Genomic DNA, 14,224 nt, shown 5'->3' with positions numbered 1-14,224 from the left:
AAGACGCTGTGCGGGTAATCCTGCGCCGCCTGGATCAGGTGCTGTCTGAAGACGTGCTCGCCGTGGTCAATCAACGAGTAGAGCACCTCACCGGTTGAAGCGCTCCGCCAGGCTATGAAGGTAATGCGCCATTTGTTCGAGTTCGCGGCTGATGCTTGAGCCCTGTTGGGCCTGTCCGGCGCTCTGATCGCACAGTTGGGCAATCCGGTTGATCTGCTGGTTAATGCTTTCGGCCACGTGGGTCTGTTCCTCGGAGGCAGACGCCATTTGCTGGCTCATGCCGGTGATCCGTGTAACGGCCTGACTGATACCGCTCAACGCCTGTTGCACGGCCTCGACGCTGGCCACGCTTTCCTGAGACATGGCTTGCCCTCGACTCGCGGTGGCCACCGCACGGGAGGCGCCTTCTCGCAGTTCGCCAATGATCCCTTGTATCTGCTCGGTCGAGGTTTGCGTGCGGGACGCCAGCGAGCGCACTTCGTCGGCGACCACGGCAAAGCCACGGCCTTGTTCGCCGGCCCTCGCGGCTTCGATGGCGGCATTGAGGGCCAGCAGGTTGGTCTGCTGGGCAATGGCGTTGATGACGTCGACCACGCTGCCGATCGACTGGGTCGCGGTCGCGAGCTCACCCACAGCCTCGCCGATCTCCGAGACCGAGTTGGCCATATGCCGAATGGCCAACAGGCTGTCGTCGGCCAACCCACGGCCCTGTTGCGCCAGCGTGTCGGCTTCGAGCGCCGCGTGCGCGGTGTTCTGGACGTTATGGGTGACTTCCTGAATGGTCGCCGCCATCTGAGTGATGGCGGTCGCGGACTGATCGGTTTCGTTGCGTTGCTGATCCAGTGCTTCGGCTTGCAACAACGACAGGCTGGCTGACTGCCCGGCGCGCTGCTTGACCCCTTCGCCCGCGTCGACAAGGCGGGTCAGGGCGGTCTGCAGGCGCGCTTCTTCGCTGAGCATCGCCAGGTCCAGTTGTGCCTGCGGACCGCGGTTATCGCTGTAGGTGAGGGCGATCAGCGGGTCGGTGAAGGCTTTCGGGTGCTCGCTGAGTATCGTCTTCAGCGTCCGGTTCTGGCGCAGTTCCAGCGCCGCACTCAGTGCAATCAGGGTGAACAGCATCACGGCGAACGAAAGGTGTTCGGCCAGCAGGTAGTTGCACAGCCCCAACACGACGGCGGCAATGATCAATGGCAGTTGGCGCAGCAGGTGATAGCGGGCCGTGCTAACGGCCGATACGGCGGATTTGCCTGCCCGAAGGCGTGCATACAAAGCTTCGGCGCGGCGGACCTGGTCACGGGTGGGCAAAGCGCGAACGGATTCATAGCCGGCAATCTTGCCGTTCTCGTACACCGCGGTGACGTAGGCGCTGACCCAATAGAAGTCACCGTTCTTGCTGCGGTTTTTCACCACGCCCATCCAGGGTTTGCCCTGCTTGATGGTCTCCCACATGTGGGCGAACACGGAGGGTGGCATGTCGGGATGGCGGACGAGGTTGTGCGGCTGACCGATCAGCTCCTCGCGGGTAAAACCGCTGAGGGTGACAAAGGCGTCATTGCAATAAGTGATATGGCTGCTGAGGTCAGTGGTGGAGATGAGGCGCTCGCTGGCGGCAAAGGTACGTTCCTGCTGTGTAACGGGCATGTTCAAACGCATAAGACCGACTCTTCCCTGAATGACTGACATGGTGCCTGCCAGTAGGTGTAGCACAACATGTTCAGCTGCATGGGAACAGTGTGCAGCGGGCGTCCTTTCCCGCTTGCGGAGCAGTCGCGGCGGCCGGTTCAGTTGCCGTCGGCGACCTTTCTTTCGATCTCGGCCGTCTTGCGATTGAGGTCTTCTACTTCCTGCTCTTTGACCCTGTTCGAGGACGGGGTGATGACTTCATCCACGGCGCGGGTGTCGTCATCAGGGTCTTGCAGATCACGCTCGACGACATTGACCGGTTTGCCGGACGCGTCGGTGGGCGGTGCATCGGGTTGAACGTGTGGGGTGCGGTCGTCATTGCTCATGTCGATATCCTCCGGTGTGATAGGGGTTGGATAGCGGGGGCAGACACGAGTTCGAGGTTTTTGCGAGGCACGTTCTCGACGCGGCAACGATAAACGGCAGGCAGAAAAAAGCCCGCTGGGGAGAACGGGCTTAAAGAGGATCAAAAGGAGTAGGTGCAGACTGACCCTTATGGCGTGAATATTTTGTGAAAACCGATTTATAACTAATTCCCATTTAGGAGTAAGCGACGAACGGTCAAGCGTCGCTGAGGACGATGCCTATCTGGATCACGAGGTTCGGGCCCCAGGGTTTTGCCAGAACGCCGGATCGGCGCTCTTCAACCGTTCCACCGCATTGTTGATATGGTTCAGCGCGGCATGTCGCGCGGCCTCGGGATCGCACGCTGCAATGGCGGTGTAGATCGCGAAATGTTCGACGCGCACGGTTTTGGCCATGTCCCGACGGCGTTCTTCGTTCGAGCGGGTAATGCGGATTGCCTCCTTGACGAACTGACCGATGAATTCGTGAAGGGAAGGGTAGAGCGGGTTTCCCGTGGCATGGGACACCGACAAATGGAAGGCCAGGTCTTCCTCTACACCGTCGCGCCCTTCGTGTTCGGCCAGATCGATGGCCTTCAACGCGCGCTCGATCGCTTCCAGTTGCGCAGCGGTATGTCGTTGTGCAGCCAGCGCCGCGGCTTCGCCTTCGATACCGCGCCGCAATTCCGTGACCCGCAACACAGCCTCGATGGAGCCGGTCACGTCCAGATCGAGGGTGAATGCCTTGATATGCGCACCTTCGCAGACGACGGTGCCGCTGCCCTGACGCACCTCGACGAGGCCCGCGGACTTGAGCCTTGAAATGGCTTCGCGAATGACCGTGCGGCTCACGCCATAGCGCTCGGACAGCACCGGCTCGGTCGGTAAACGTGAACCGGGCAGCGCCTCCCCGCTGGCGATGTGGGCTTTCAGCGCCGCGGTGACTTGATCGGCCAGCGTCCCCTTGGAGGCATCTTTCAAACTGGACGAGGCGTTCGGTAACGAGGGTGGAGCGGGCTGGACCATAACAATCTCGTGCGTCAAATCAGGGAACGTTACTGCATTTTACCCAAGACGTCGTCCCTTCTACGCGCCTTGAGTTCGTATGACGTATTATGTAATTTGTTTTTTCTGAACACGGCGTCGAATGCTGTTTCGTTTAGCGCTGCAACGCTTGGTTCTACCCACATAACAACACCCCACTACAAAAACAAAGGGATGGGAAAGAGATGAGTGAATCACTGGCTCAAGACGGCGTCAGTCCGGTCGTCGATGCTTCAGAAGACGCGGCCTATCGCAAAGCCGCCTGGCGGATTTTGCCGCTGCTGTTGCTCTGTTATTTGCTGGCCTACCTGGATCGGGTCAACGTCGGATTTGCCAAGCTGCAAATGTCCGATGACCTGCATTTCTCTGAAGCGGTCTACGGCCTGGGCGCCGGGATCTTCTTCATCGCGTACTTTCTGGTGGAAATCCCCAGCAACCTGATCCTGCACAAGGTCGGCGCGCGACTGTGGATCGCTCGCATCATGATCAGCTGGGGTGTGATCTCCTCGTGCATGGCCTTCGTGACCACGCCGACGTCGTTCTACGTCATGCGTTTTCTGCTGGGGCTGGCGGAGGCCGGTTTCTATCCGGGTGTCATCCTTTATCTGTCGTACTGGTTCCCGACCCACCGCCGCGGCAAGATGTTCGCGATGTTCGCCACGGCCGTTCCCCTGTCCGGTCTGATTGGCGCTCCGCTGTCGGGCTGGCTGATGACCGCCTTCAACGGCGCCCATGGTTACGCCGGTTGGCAGTGGCTGTTTTTCATCGAAGGATTGCCTTCGATTGCTGTCGGTATCCTGGTGATCTTTTGCCTCAGCGACCGGATTTCCCACGCTGGCTGGTTGACTCAAGAACAGAAAACACTCCTGCAGTCGCGCATCGACGCCGAAACAAAGGGCCACGTCGCTCATAGCGTTCGGGAGGTTTTCCTTCAGCCGCGCATGTGGCTGCTGACGGGTATCTACTTCTGCCTGATCGCCGGTTTTTATACCGTTGGTTTCTGGTTGCCGACCCTGGTTCGTCAAGCGGGTGTGACGGATGTCCTGCAGATCGGCCTGTTGACAGCGATCCCTTACGGCGCGGCCGTCGCCACTATGGTTCTGGTCTCACGCAACGCCGATCGACTGCGTGAGCGTCGCTGGCATCTGGCGTTGACGGCCGTGGTTGGCGGGATTGGCTTAATCATCTCCGCGACCTGGAGTGACAACTTCACCGTTTCGATGATTGGCCTGACCCTTGGGGCAATGGGCGCGCTCAGCACCTTGCCGCTCTTCTGGCCGCTGCCGACTGCGTTTCTGGGTGGTACGGCTGCGGCTGCCGGTATCGCACTGATCAACTCGTGCGGCAACCTGGCCGGCTTTGTGTCGCCCTATCTGATGGGTTTTCTCAAGGACATGACGCAAAGCACCACTATCGGCATGTACGTCATGGCCAGCGCGCTGTTTCTCGGCGCGGCGCTGGTGTTTCGTATCCCCGCCAAACTTGTTAACCGCTGAGCATTAGGAGCTACTCATGAATATTCTCGTGACCGGTGCGGCTGGCTTTCTGGGCCGTCGCCTGATCGAAGCACTCCTGCAGCGCGGTTCGCTGACCGATCGCCAAGGCGTCAAACAGATCATCCGCCGCATCGTGGCATTCGACGTGGTGCCGCTGAGCGGTATTGAGGATGAACGGGTGCAAGTGGTGTGTGGCGACATCGCCGACCCGCACGTGCTGAAAGGACTGGTCAGTGCCGAAACGGACAGCGTGTTTCATCTCGCTGCGGTGGTGTCGAGTCAGGCCGAGCAGGATTTCGAGCTGGGCATGCGCATCAACTTCGCCGCCACGCACAATCTTCTGGAACGAATCCGCAGCCTGGGTCATTGCCCCAAATGGGTAATGACCAGCTCAGTCGCGGTGTTCGGTGGGCAATTGCCTGCGCAAGTCGAAGACGACCAGGTGTGGGCACCGCAAAGTTCTTATGGCACGCAGAAGGCGATGAACGATCTGCTGCTCGCCGACTACAGTCGCCGGGGTTTCGTTGACGGGCGCAGCCTGCGCATGCCGACCATCGTTGTGCGCCCCGGTAAGCCTAATTTGGCGGCGTCGAGCTTCGCCAGCGGGATTATCCGCGAACCGCTCAACGGGCAGGAGAGCGTCTGCCCGGTGCCGCTTGAGACCCGTTTGTGGTTGATGTCTCCCGCTCAGGCGATCACCAATCTGATTCACGGTCATGAACTCACGGATGAGCAATTGAAGGCGGGCAGGGTGATCAACATGCCCGGCCTGTCGATCACCGTTGAGGACATGATCGGTGCGTTGCGCCGCACGGCCGGTGATGCGGTGGTCAGCCGCATTCGACTGGAGCGCAACCCTGCGATCGAGAAAATCGTCGGGTCGTGGCCGGGCTCGTTTACGGCCAGATATGCGAAGGGCCTGGGCTTTACCGCTGACCATGATTTTGCCGATGTGATCGGACAATTCATTGCGGAGTACCCACCGCAAGGCGCCTGATTTTCCCGTTTTCAGATGTCGCCTCGCCGTATAGGTTGGGGCGCTCAAACGTGCTCTAATCACCCCCACTCGAACGGGGGAACGGCCTGCAGTGTCATGCTGAAGTGTCCACGCTCCCGATACCCTCCGGTTTTTGCATAGGGCTGTCATGGATACGGGGTCACGACTCAAGTTAGTGCGGGAAAGCTACAAGATGTCCCAGCGAGAGCTGGCCAGACGCAGCGGTGTCGCCAACGGCACCATCTCCTTGATTGAACTCAACCGCGTCAGCCCTTCGGTCAGCTCGCTGAAAAAGCTGCTCGAAGGGTTTCCCATGACGCTGGCCGACTTCTTTTCCTTCGACCAGCCGCCTCAGGAACAGCGTTATGTCTTCCGTGCAGGCGAGCAACCCGACCTCGGCCGCGACGGCCTGCGCCTGTTGCTGATTGGCGCGTCGGTGCCGAGCCGTCAGATGCGGATGTTGCGCGAGCAGTATGCGCCGGGCGCAGGTTCGGGAGCAGAGCCGATCGTGCATGCGCAAGGCGAGGAGTGTGGGTTGGTCACGCGCGGCACCATCGAACTGACCGTCGACGGACAGATCAGCATTCTAAATGCTGGCGACGGCTACTACTTCCCGACCACGCTGCCTCACAGTTTTCGCAACATTGGCCAGGATGAAGCTGAAATCATCAGCGCCAACACGCCTGCAAACTTTTGAGGCAGCCGGCAAGAAATACAGGCACAAAAAAAGCCGCTATTCCGTTATCTCAGACGGCGTAGCGGCTTGAAGGAGCGGTATCAAATCGGCGGATTTGATGGGTTTGAATGTACCGGCTCACTTCGCTCCTCGCCAGCCATCGTTTGACAAGACTGTATTGCCAGACTGGAAACAATACAGTTCATTCGTGCAGAGAGCGGGTTCTCACTTTTGCGCGCCAAGGTCAGCATTGTTGATGCACCAGCCCCTTTTCGGGGGCGTCTTCCACCGCCGCGAGTCGGTAACCCACGCCATGCAGGGTGTGAATCAGCGGCACCTCAAAGCCGATGTCGACGACCTGCCTGATCTCATGAATGCGAGTGGCCACTCCGTTCTTGTTCTTCAGCGTGCCATCGCCCCACAAGACCGCTGCGATTTCCGATTGCGTCACGATGGCCGGGCTCCTGCGCATCAGCAATGCGAGCACTTCGATGTTGGTGGGATTGAGTCTCAACGGTTTCCCATCACGAACCACCTTGTACTGCGTCACGTTGAGGAACAGGTCCTCAACGGTGAGAATTTCGTGGGTTCTGGGCGGGCGGAACATGCGCGAGTGTCTCTTGCGAACGTGTGATTCTGAGGGGAGCGTACAGCCGCAGATGTAAAAAATTAGTTCGGCCACGGTGAAAGGTCTGTTGCACCAGCAAGGACGAAGTAATCGGCCTCTCCCCATCGTCAGCATTGATAACGTTTCTGCTCCCATCATCCGCCTTGATGCGAGGTATCGGATCTTGCGATTTCCTTTCCATTGAGCCGGCGACGAAGATAAGTCCCAAGAGCAAACAACATGACAGCTTGCTCACTTAAGCCCTTATCTTTGGAGATACATCATGAAATATGTACTGTTCGCAGCACTCTCGTTGGCCAGCGTCTATGCCTCCGCTCAAGAGTCGGTAAGTTCGGTGAGCGATACTCAGGTCAGCGCGCAAACTCAACGCTACAACCAGCACAAAGGGCTGGATGTGTCGAAAGTCATCAGCAGCACCACTGCTCAGGACGTTCAAAAAGTGGACGGCCCGGTGAATGCGCAACTGGTCTACCTTGACAGTGCTGGCGTGAAGCACACCCTTGATTACACCATCCAGGGCTACGGTCGTCAGAACGGGTAATGAGCGAACGGCCCCATGACTTCTGAATTACGCTTCAAATCAACGCCGCATCCACGATGCGGCGTTTTTTTTGCGCGTTTTCATAACCGCTGAACCTTCCACGCCGGGCGGTATCCACTTTTCTCCGGCTGTCGTGTCTGCCCCGATGCCGTACCCGCATCTCTGGCCGACATCAGGCGGTCGCCGGAAAAAAACTGTGCCTGGGCCAGACCCCCGAAGGCATGTTCAGTGCAACTGCAGTGGGAGCTCACGATGCAGCCTTATGTCATTTGCCACATGATGTCGTCTCTGGACGGTCACGCGCTTACCGATGGTTGGGATCGCCCGTTCAAAAATGCCGCCGGGCAGCTCTATGAAAAACTGGCCAAGACGTATGAATTCGACGCGTGGATATGCGGGCGCGTGACCATGCAGGAGGTGGCGCACGACGAAGGCTACCCGACAGGCCTGGCCACCTCTCCGATTCCGCGGACTGACCATTTCGTTGATCGCAACGCCGCCTCTTATGCCATTTCCATCGACCCTCACGGGAAGGTTGGCTGGAAGAAGAATCAGGCGCTGGGTTCTCACGTGGTCGAGGTGCTGACCGAAGGCGTTTCGGACGATTATCTGGCGTACCTGCAATCCATCGACGTGTCGTACCTGTTTGCAGGCAAAACCGACATCGACCTCAAGCACGTGGTCGATACGCTCCACAAGGAACTGGGTTGCAAGCGATTGATCGTCGAAGGCGGCCCGCACATCAGTGGCTCGTTCGTGAATGCCGGTCTGGTGGACGAGGTCAGTGTGCTGATTCTGCCGCTGGTGGATGGCCGGGGAGCGCACCCGGCATCCTTCGAGATTTCGCCCAGTGCCTGGACGCAACCGGTGCACCTGACCCTGGCGTCGGCCGAGGTGCAGGAAGGCGGCGGAGTGTGGTTGCGTTACCGCCGTGGTTGATCGCTGAGCGCGAAACGAAGCGCAGGCCTGACCGTGATTCTGCCGGCGCCTGACTCAGCGCCAGGCAGTCAACCAAACGGCAGCGGGTCAGCGTGCAGCTTTATCAAGCATCGCCAGCAGCAGAACGTTAGCACCGGCTTCGGCCCAGTGAGGGTGAATGTGTTCGGCTTCGTTGTGGCTCAAACCGTCGACGCAAGGCACAAATATCATCGACGTGGGTGCGACCTTGCTGAGGTAGCAGGCGTCGTGGCCCGCGCCTGAAATCATCTTGCGATGGCTGTAGCCCAACTCAACCGCGGCCCGCTCCACGCTGTCGATGCACGCCGCATCGAAGGCAATGGGCGCGTACTGGAAGATCTGTTTTAACTCATGCTGCAAACCGGTCTTCTCGGCAATGGCAACCACTTCGCGACGCAGTTCCCCGTCGAGGATTTCCAGGACTGCCTCGTTGGGGTGACGGAATTCGACACTGAACAACACGCGCCCCGGCACGACATTGCGCGAGTTGGGGAATACGTTGACCCAACCCACGGTGGCGCGCCCTTCGTCGCCCTGAGCGACACCCATCGCGTTTACCGCTTCGACGACCCGCGACAGGCCGAGCAGGGCGTCCAACCGATGATTCATCGGCGTTGTACCGGCATGGGCGCTGCGGCCAGTGAGTTCGATTTCATACCAGCGCTGACCTTGCGCACCGGTGACGACGCCAATGGTGATGTCTTCGGCTTCGAGAATCGGGCCTTGCTCAATGTGCAGTTCGAAGGCGGCGTGGATCTCGCGCCCGCCCATGGGCTCGTTGCCCGCGTAGCCGATATCCTTCAGCGCCTCGCCGATGCTGATGCCCTTGGCGTCGGTGCGGGACAGTCCGTATTCGAGGTCAAACACGCCGGTGTAGACGCCGGAAGCGATCATCGCCGGCGCGAAGCGCGAGCCTTCTTCGTTGGTCCAGTTAACCACCTCGATGGCGCGGTCAGTCTGGATGTTGTGATCGTTGAGCGTGCGGATCACTTCAAGGCCTGCGAGCACGCCATAGATGCCGTCAAACTTTCCACCCGCTGGCTGGGAGTCGCCATGGGACCCGGTCAGCACGGGTGACAGACTCTCGTGACGGCCAGGGCGGCGGGCGAACATGTTGCCCATGGCGTCGACGCGCAACGTACATCCCGCTTGCGTGGCCCAACGGGCGAACAGGTCACGGCCGATCCGGTCTTCTTCGGTGAGTGCCAGGCGTGAGACACCGCCTTTGGGCGTGCCGCCGATCTGAGCCATTTCCATCAGCGAATCCCAGAAGCGCGCTGCGTTGATCCGGGGAGAACTCGTCATTGCTCAGGCTCCTGATCCTTGACCTTGTAGCGGAAGTTGCAGTGCGTTGCGCCCTGCATGATGGTCTGGGTGCGCGTGAGCTCGACGTTGGGGTCGTAACCGACGATGAACACTTCGTCGCGGTTGCAGGACAGCAGATGGCCGATTTCGCCAAGGCCCATCTCGTGGTACATCTCGGCGTAGCGGCAGCGGTGCACGTCGTAGTCGTAGTGGGTCGCGTCGCTGGCGATGATTTCCACCTTCAGCGCGTCGTCCTGCTCCCACAACGCTTGCAACGCTACAAAACCCTCCAGGTTCGGTCCCTGGGGTTCGCGGGAAGCGAAGTACTCGCCGGCTTTGACGGCCGCCTGGGAAACGGCTTCGCCAATCACTGCCTGGGCGCTCTCTTTGCCGTAGTCGCGTACCAGGATGTCGTAGATCGGTTTGATGATCTCAGCTTCGATTCGCCGCCGGGCCAGGATGCCCAGTTCACCTTCGACAGCGCTCATGTCAGTTCTCCTCGGTTTACGGTCAGAAAGGGGCGGCCCGTTCGCTGCGGGCCCCCCCCCCCTTGTTCTTGCTGCAGCAAAGCATCACGGCTTGCCGAAACGCACACTAGGCAATCATTCTATATTTATCAACTATCAAAAGTTCATAACCTTAAAAGTGGGTGTGATTAGTGAATGTATGCGTTCTCATAGCCGTGGGTCAGGGTTGTTCAGGCGGTTTAATTAGATTTAAACTCAATACATGAAAGATACAGAACAGTTGGAAAATGACCCTCCGCTGCGGGCCGTTCGGACTTTTGAGGCGTTCGCGCGACATGGTGGCGTCAATGCCGCCGCCCGGGAGCTGGACGTCTCGCCCTCGGCTATCAGCCATCAATTGCGTCTGCTCGAGGCGTTTCTCGGCCAGGCGCTGACCTCACGGCAGGGGCGCAACCTGATCCTGACCGACGAGGGAAGGGAGTACTACCGGGCGATCCGTTCGGCATTTTCCGTGCTGCGCAGCGCCACAGAGCATGTTCGGGAAAAGTCGGCGACGCGGCAGGTCACCATCAGCCTGATTCCGATGTTCGGCATCAATCTGTTCATTCCACGGCTCGGTGAGTTTCTTGCCGAGAACACTGGCGTCGACGTCAACGTGACCTACGCCAACCACCGCAGTTACCCCAGCGACGCTGCTGACATTTCCATTCGTTTCGGCAGCGGGCTTTGGGCGGGTTACCACAGCGAGCCGCTCATTCCTGGGGACGTGACGGCGTGGTGCAGTCCGGCCTTTCTGGCGCGTCACGGCAGTATCGATACGCCGCAGGCATTGATCGATCTGCCGTTGCTGCATGACGAGGAGCGCGGCACGTGGGGGCAATGGTTGCAAGCTGCCGGGGTCAGGCACCCGGCAGCGCTGCAAGGACTGCTGTTCGAGGATGGCCAGCTCGCGCTGACCGCTGCACTTAATGGACTGGGTTGCGCATTACTGCGCGAGCCCTTGATCACGCCGCTGCGTGATCGGGGTGAGCTGCTCAAGCTGTTCGACCAGACCCTGGACGACGGTCGCGCCTATTACCTGTGCCGCCGCGCCGATGGCGAGTTGTCCCGCGAAGGGTTGAATCTTTACAGCTGGCTCAAACGCGTGCTGCTGGCGTGAGGTCCGACAGCAACGCGCTCTTTCCAGACCCTCGCGCTCACATGCAGAATCAGGTTGTGCGAACTTAAGCCTTGCTGAAACGCGATCTTCGTACCCTTAAGGTCAACCACTTGATGCGCTGGGCTGTGCTTTGGCGCCAACAGGGTTTCTGCCTCTTATCGCTGTGACAGCTCCGGTCGCCTGGTCAAGGCCCTCAGGAGAGTTTGTCCGTACAAACCGACGCCCAGCCCTGAGACAATCAGCAGCACGGCGATCACTTTGTTGAGGGACAGTTGCTCATTGAAAATGACAGCCGAGCCAACCAGGCCGAAGACCGGAACCAACAGCGATAACGGTGCGACGGTCGAGACGGGATAGCGCTTCATCAGCGAGTTCCATACCCAGTAACCGAACAGCGTGTTGGGGTAAACCTGAAACAGAATCGACAACACGGCGCGGGCGTCTATCTGACTCACCAGTGCGCGGTAACCGACCGATCCGTTCACCGCGTAATCAAGCGCAAACAGAGGGATGGGCGAAAACGCGCTGGACCACACCAGAAAGGCAAACACCTGTGTGGTCCTGGCTTTCTTGTTGATGACGTTGGCGACGCTCCAGGCCAGCGCGCCCAGCAGCACGAGCATCAAACCGGCCGATGTGACCGTTCCGTCGGCAATGGTGAGGATGCTGAGCAATCCACATGAGGCGATCCCCATGCCCGCGATCTGGTAACGGGAAAGTTTCTCGCGCAATACCCTGGCCCCTAAAAGGAGGGTGAAAAACGCACTGAGCTGAAGGACCAGCGAGGCGATGCCTGCCGACAAGCCTGACTGGATGCCGAGATTGACCACGCCCCACAACCCCACACCGAAGACCAGTCCATAGCCTACGATGTAGCGCCACGGCACATCAGGTTTCGGAATGAAAAAGATGGCGGGAAGGGCGCAGAGTGTGAAGCGAATGCCCGCAAGGATAAAAGGATCGACGGTGGTCAGGCCCAGCTTGATCACTGAGAAATTCAAACCCCAGATGGCCGTGACCGCAATGGCGAGCAACAGGTGGCGGATTTTCATCGGTGTCTTCCTTGATGGGATGTTGAGGAGGTTGCGGGATGACGCGTCAGGTACCAGAGAATCAGCGCGACAGCACTGATGGATGCGCCCAGCAGGCTGACGGCACACCATCCCCAGCGTTCATAGGTCTGGGTTGCCGCCACGGCGCCGAGTGCGCTGCCGATCGAGTAAAAGCCCATGTACGCGCCGACCATGCGGCTCTGGGCGTCAGGGCGCGCGGCAAAGATCAGGCTCTGACTGGTGACATGAACGGCCTGGACGGCGAAGTCGAGCAGGATCACGCCACAGGCAAAGGCGAGCAGTGACGTTTGTGCAAAGCTGATAGGCAACCATGAAAACGTCAGCACGCCCAGTGCAAGTCCGGTGACGCGCTGCCCCCGACCTTGATCGGCCCAGCGGCCGGCTCGTCTGGCGGCCAGCGCACCGGCAACTCCGGCCAGACCGAACAGGCCGATGGCGGTGTGCGACAACGAGAGCGGCGGGGCACTCAAGGGCAGCACCATTGCCGTCCACAACACGGAAAACGCAGCGAAGATGAGCAGGGCCAGCAGCCCCCTGACTCGCAGCAATGGATCGCTGAGCAGCAGCGTGAAAAGGGAGCTGATGAGGCTCAAGTACGTCCCTGGAGGCCGTGGCGACTCGGTGTCAGGTACCTTTTTCCAGAGCACAGCGGCGAGGGTGAGCATCAATCCCGAGGACACGAAATAAACCGCTCGCCAACCGGCCTGGTCGGCCACCAGCCCCGAGGCGAAACGCGCCAGCAGAATCCCCAGCACAATGCCGCTGGTCACCGTGCCGACGGTTTGCCCACGTTGTGAGGGCTGGGCGAGCAGGGCGGCATAGGCGACCAGCACCTGAACGACCACTGCCATCAAGCCCACGACGATCATTGCGCCGAGCAGCGCCAGCCACGTTTGGGATGCGCCAACCGCTGCCAGTGCGATAGCCGACAGCACGATCTGACTCAACACCAACCGTCTGCGGTTGACCAGATCGCCCAAGGGGACGATCAGCAGCAAACCCAGTGCGTAACCGGCCTGAGTGGCCGTGACCACGGCGCCGATCAGCCCGGAGGCGATTCCCATGCTCTCGGCCATCGAATTGAGCAACGGCTGGGCGAAATAGACGTTCGCGACCGCCAATGCACAGGTAATCGAAAACAAAAGGGTGAGCCCAGGAGAGAGAGCGGCATGGTTGTGGCCTGCCTTCTGCTCTTGGCCCGATAGCAGCGCCCTCGAGGCGCTTTCGGACAAACATCGTGTGGAGCGTTCCGTCTCAGCTGTCATCTCGCCGTCCATTTCGTTAGACTGGTTGCAATTTGCAACCGAGGCGGATTTTTGCGCAATCCTGTTTCAAATTGCAACCAGAATTGTGAGGGTGTTGATTTGGCTTTTACGCCGAAGGGAAAGAATATGAACGAAGATGATGTGCCTGCAGGCAACGAATGCCCGGTCGCCAGGACGCTTGAAGCCATTGGTGATCGTTGGTCGCTGATGATCATTCGCGATGCGTTCGACGACATTCGCCGGTTCAGCGATTTTCAAAAGAGCCTGGGCATTGCTAGGAATATTCTGGCGGCACGCTTGAAAGCACTGGTCGACGTCGGTGTGTTCGAGGTCTGTCCGGCTTCCGATGGCAGTGCCTACAAGGAGTACGTGCTGACAGAAAAAGGACGCGAGGTGTTTCCGATTGTCGTCAGCCTGCGGCAGTGGGGTGAGCGCTTCCAGTTTGAGCCGCACGAGACCCGCTCGCTGCTGCTGGACAATGCATCCGGCAAGCCGTTGATGACGATGGCGGTACGTTCATCGAGCGGCGAACAGCTCGGGCCTTCTGATTGTCACCGCGTGAGGGTCGTTGCCGAGGACATATGAATTG

15 protein-coding genes are annotated in these 14,224 nt (G+C 59.4%); 7 read left to right on the top strand and 8 right to left on the bottom strand.

Annotated elements, in window-relative coordinates; genetic code table 11:
- Positions 1–87 precede the first annotated feature (87 nt).
- From AB4N84_RS25435 to AB4N84_RS25425, 3 genes are all read right to left on the bottom strand, one after another.
- Entirely contained in the window at positions 88–1,653 is a 1,566-nt protein-coding gene (locus AB4N84_RS25435; RefSeq protein WP_074750716.1) for a methyl-accepting chemotaxis protein, read from the bottom strand.
- Between the two features lie 128 nt (positions 1,654–1,781).
- A complete protein-coding gene (locus AB4N84_RS25430) occupies positions 1,782–2,009 on the bottom strand; it encodes a hypothetical protein (protein WP_074750718.1) in 228 nt (75 codons plus the stop codon).
- A gap of 267 nt (positions 2,010–2,276) precedes the next feature.
- The gene (locus tag AB4N84_RS25425) at positions 2,277–3,053 is read right to left on the bottom strand and encodes a FadR/GntR family transcriptional regulator (protein WP_143024299.1); all 777 of its coding nucleotides are present in this window, start codon (positions 3,051–3,053) and stop codon (positions 2,277–2,279) included.
- 203 nt (positions 3,054–3,256) lie between these two features.
- On the opposite strand from AB4N84_RS25425, the gene AB4N84_RS25420 reads away from it, so the two are divergent.
- The 3 genes from AB4N84_RS25420 to AB4N84_RS25410 all read left to right on the top strand — a co-directional run bounded on the left by AB4N84_RS25420 (position 3,257) and on the right by AB4N84_RS25410 (position 6,261).
- Positions 3,257–4,567, top strand: coding sequence for an MFS transporter (locus tag AB4N84_RS25420; RefSeq protein ID WP_460043774.1), 1,311 nt, complete (start codon positions 3,257–3,259; stop codon positions 4,565–4,567).
- A 16-nt stretch (positions 4,568–4,583) separates the two neighbouring features.
- A complete protein-coding gene (denD, locus tag AB4N84_RS25415; RefSeq protein WP_074750723.1) occupies positions 4,584–5,564 on the top strand; it encodes a D-erythronate dehydrogenase in 981 nt (326 codons plus the stop codon).
- A gap of 148 nt (positions 5,565–5,712) precedes the next feature.
- Positions 5,713–6,261, top strand: coding sequence for a cupin domain-containing protein (locus AB4N84_RS25410; RefSeq protein ID WP_074750725.1), 549 nt, complete (start codon positions 5,713–5,715; stop codon positions 6,259–6,261).
- 223 nt (positions 6,262–6,484) lie between these two features.
- On the opposite strand, the gene AB4N84_RS25405 is transcribed toward AB4N84_RS25410, so the two are convergent.
- The gene (locus AB4N84_RS25405) at positions 6,485–6,847 is read right to left on the bottom strand and encodes a winged helix-turn-helix domain-containing protein (protein ID WP_460043772.1); all 363 of its coding nucleotides are present in this window, start codon (positions 6,845–6,847) and stop codon (positions 6,485–6,487) included.
- 283 nt (positions 6,848–7,130) lie between these two features.
- Between AB4N84_RS25405 and AB4N84_RS25400 the strand changes: the two genes are divergently transcribed.
- Together AB4N84_RS25400 and AB4N84_RS25395 are read left to right on the top strand one after the other, a co-directional pair.
- Positions 7,131–7,409, top strand: a complete 279-nt coding sequence (locus tag AB4N84_RS25400; RefSeq protein WP_074750729.1) for a DUF2790 domain-containing protein — start codon at positions 7,131–7,133, stop codon at positions 7,407–7,409.
- Positions 7,410–7,661: 252 nt separating this feature from the next.
- The gene (locus AB4N84_RS25395; RefSeq protein WP_460043770.1) at positions 7,662–8,348 is read left to right on the top strand and encodes a dihydrofolate reductase family protein; all 687 of its coding nucleotides are present in this window, start codon (positions 7,662–7,664) and stop codon (positions 8,346–8,348) included.
- Between the two features lie 87 nt (positions 8,349–8,435).
- Here the strand turns inward: AB4N84_RS25395 and AB4N84_RS25390 are convergent, their stop codons facing one another.
- Both AB4N84_RS25390 and AB4N84_RS25385 read right to left on the bottom strand, forming a co-directional pair.
- A complete protein-coding gene (locus AB4N84_RS25390; RefSeq protein ID WP_074750731.1) occupies positions 8,436–9,671 on the bottom strand; it encodes a Zn-dependent hydrolase in 1,236 nt (411 codons plus the stop codon).
- The gene (locus AB4N84_RS25385) at positions 9,668–10,159 is read right to left on the bottom strand and encodes an L-2-amino-thiazoline-4-carboxylic acid hydrolase (RefSeq protein ID WP_074750733.1); all 492 of its coding nucleotides are present in this window, start codon (positions 10,157–10,159) and stop codon (positions 9,668–9,670) included. The genes AB4N84_RS25390 and AB4N84_RS25385 overlap by 4 nt, the downstream gene beginning before the upstream one ends.
- 241 nt (positions 10,160–10,400) lie before the next feature.
- Between AB4N84_RS25385 and AB4N84_RS25380 the strand changes: the two genes are divergently transcribed.
- Positions 10,401–11,297 (top strand): LysR substrate-binding domain-containing protein, encoded by an 897-nt coding sequence (locus AB4N84_RS25380; RefSeq protein WP_460043768.1) that lies wholly within the window; start codon positions 10,401–10,403, stop codon positions 11,295–11,297.
- 155 nt (positions 11,298–11,452) lie between these two features.
- Here the strand turns inward: AB4N84_RS25380 and AB4N84_RS25375 are convergent, their stop codons facing one another.
- Both AB4N84_RS25375 and AB4N84_RS25370 read right to left on the bottom strand, forming a co-directional pair.
- Complete coding sequence (locus AB4N84_RS25375; protein WP_074750737.1) at positions 11,453–12,349, bottom strand: EamA family transporter; 897 nt, start codon at positions 12,347–12,349, stop codon at positions 11,453–11,455.
- Positions 12,346–13,635: an MFS transporter gene (locus AB4N84_RS25370; RefSeq protein ID WP_460043767.1), complete on the bottom strand. Its 1,290-nt coding sequence runs from the start codon at positions 13,633–13,635 to the stop codon at positions 12,346–12,348. Before AB4N84_RS25370 ends, AB4N84_RS25375 begins: the two co-directional genes overlap by 4 nt.
- Positions 13,636–13,761: 126 nt before the next feature.
- Here AB4N84_RS25370 and AB4N84_RS25365 point away from each other — a divergent pair, with 126 nt between their 5' ends.
- A complete protein-coding gene (locus AB4N84_RS25365) occupies positions 13,762–14,220 on the top strand; it encodes a winged helix-turn-helix transcriptional regulator (RefSeq protein WP_460047141.1) in 459 nt (152 codons plus the stop codon).
- The last annotated feature ends 4 nt before the right edge of the window (positions 14,221–14,224 follow it).

This window comes from Pseudomonas sp. S2_H01, from assembly GCF_054668305.1.
Note: the sequence above shows the minus strand (reverse complement) of the source record. Positions and strands in the feature narration are given on the sequence as shown.

What these genes read in the sequence shown, in the direction of transcription:
- AB4N84_RS25435 (WP_074750716.1), bottom strand. Translation starts at nt 1,653, where the DNA reads ATGCGTTTGAACATGCCCGTTACACAGCAGGAACGTACCTTTGCCGCC.
- AB4N84_RS25430 (WP_074750718.1), bottom strand. Translation starts at nt 2,009, where the DNA reads ATGAGCAATGACGACCGCACCCCACACGTTCAACCCGATGCACCGCCC.
- AB4N84_RS25425 (WP_143024299.1), bottom strand. Translation starts at nt 3,053, where the DNA reads ATGGTCCAGCCCGCTCCACCCTCGTTACCGAACGCCTCGTCCAGTTTG.
- AB4N84_RS25420 (WP_460043774.1), top strand. Translation starts at nt 3,257, where the DNA reads ATGAGTGAATCACTGGCTCAAGACGGCGTCAGTCCGGTCGTCGATGCT.
- denD (WP_074750723.1), top strand. Translation starts at nt 4,584, where the DNA reads ATGAATATTCTCGTGACCGGTGCGGCTGGCTTTCTGGGCCGTCGCCTG.
- AB4N84_RS25410 (WP_074750725.1), top strand. Translation starts at nt 5,713, where the DNA reads ATGGATACGGGGTCACGACTCAAGTTAGTGCGGGAAAGCTACAAGATG.
- AB4N84_RS25405 (WP_460043772.1), bottom strand. Translation starts at nt 6,847, where the DNA reads ATGTTCCGCCCGCCCAGAACCCACGAAATTCTCACCGTTGAGGACCTG.
- AB4N84_RS25400 (WP_074750729.1), top strand. Translation starts at nt 7,131, where the DNA reads ATGAAATATGTACTGTTCGCAGCACTCTCGTTGGCCAGCGTCTATGCC.
- AB4N84_RS25395 (WP_460043770.1), top strand. Translation starts at nt 7,662, where the DNA reads ATGCAGCCTTATGTCATTTGCCACATGATGTCGTCTCTGGACGGTCAC.
- AB4N84_RS25390 (WP_074750731.1), bottom strand. Translation starts at nt 9,671, where the DNA reads ATGACGAGTTCTCCCCGGATCAACGCAGCGCGCTTCTGGGATTCGCTG.
- AB4N84_RS25385 (WP_074750733.1), bottom strand. Translation starts at nt 10,159, where the DNA reads ATGAGCGCTGTCGAAGGTGAACTGGGCATCCTGGCCCGGCGGCGAATC.
- AB4N84_RS25380 (WP_460043768.1), top strand. Translation starts at nt 10,401, where the DNA reads ATGAAAGATACAGAACAGTTGGAAAATGACCCTCCGCTGCGGGCCGTT.
- AB4N84_RS25375 (WP_074750737.1), bottom strand. Translation starts at nt 12,349, where the DNA reads ATGAAAATCCGCCACCTGTTGCTCGCCATTGCGGTCACGGCCATCTGG.
- AB4N84_RS25370 (WP_460043767.1), bottom strand. Translation starts at nt 13,635, where the DNA reads ATGACAGCTGAGACGGAACGCTCCACACGATGTTTGTCCGAAAGCGCC.
- AB4N84_RS25365 (WP_460047141.1), top strand. Translation starts at nt 13,762, where the DNA reads ATGAACGAAGATGATGTGCCTGCAGGCAACGAATGCCCGGTCGCCAGG.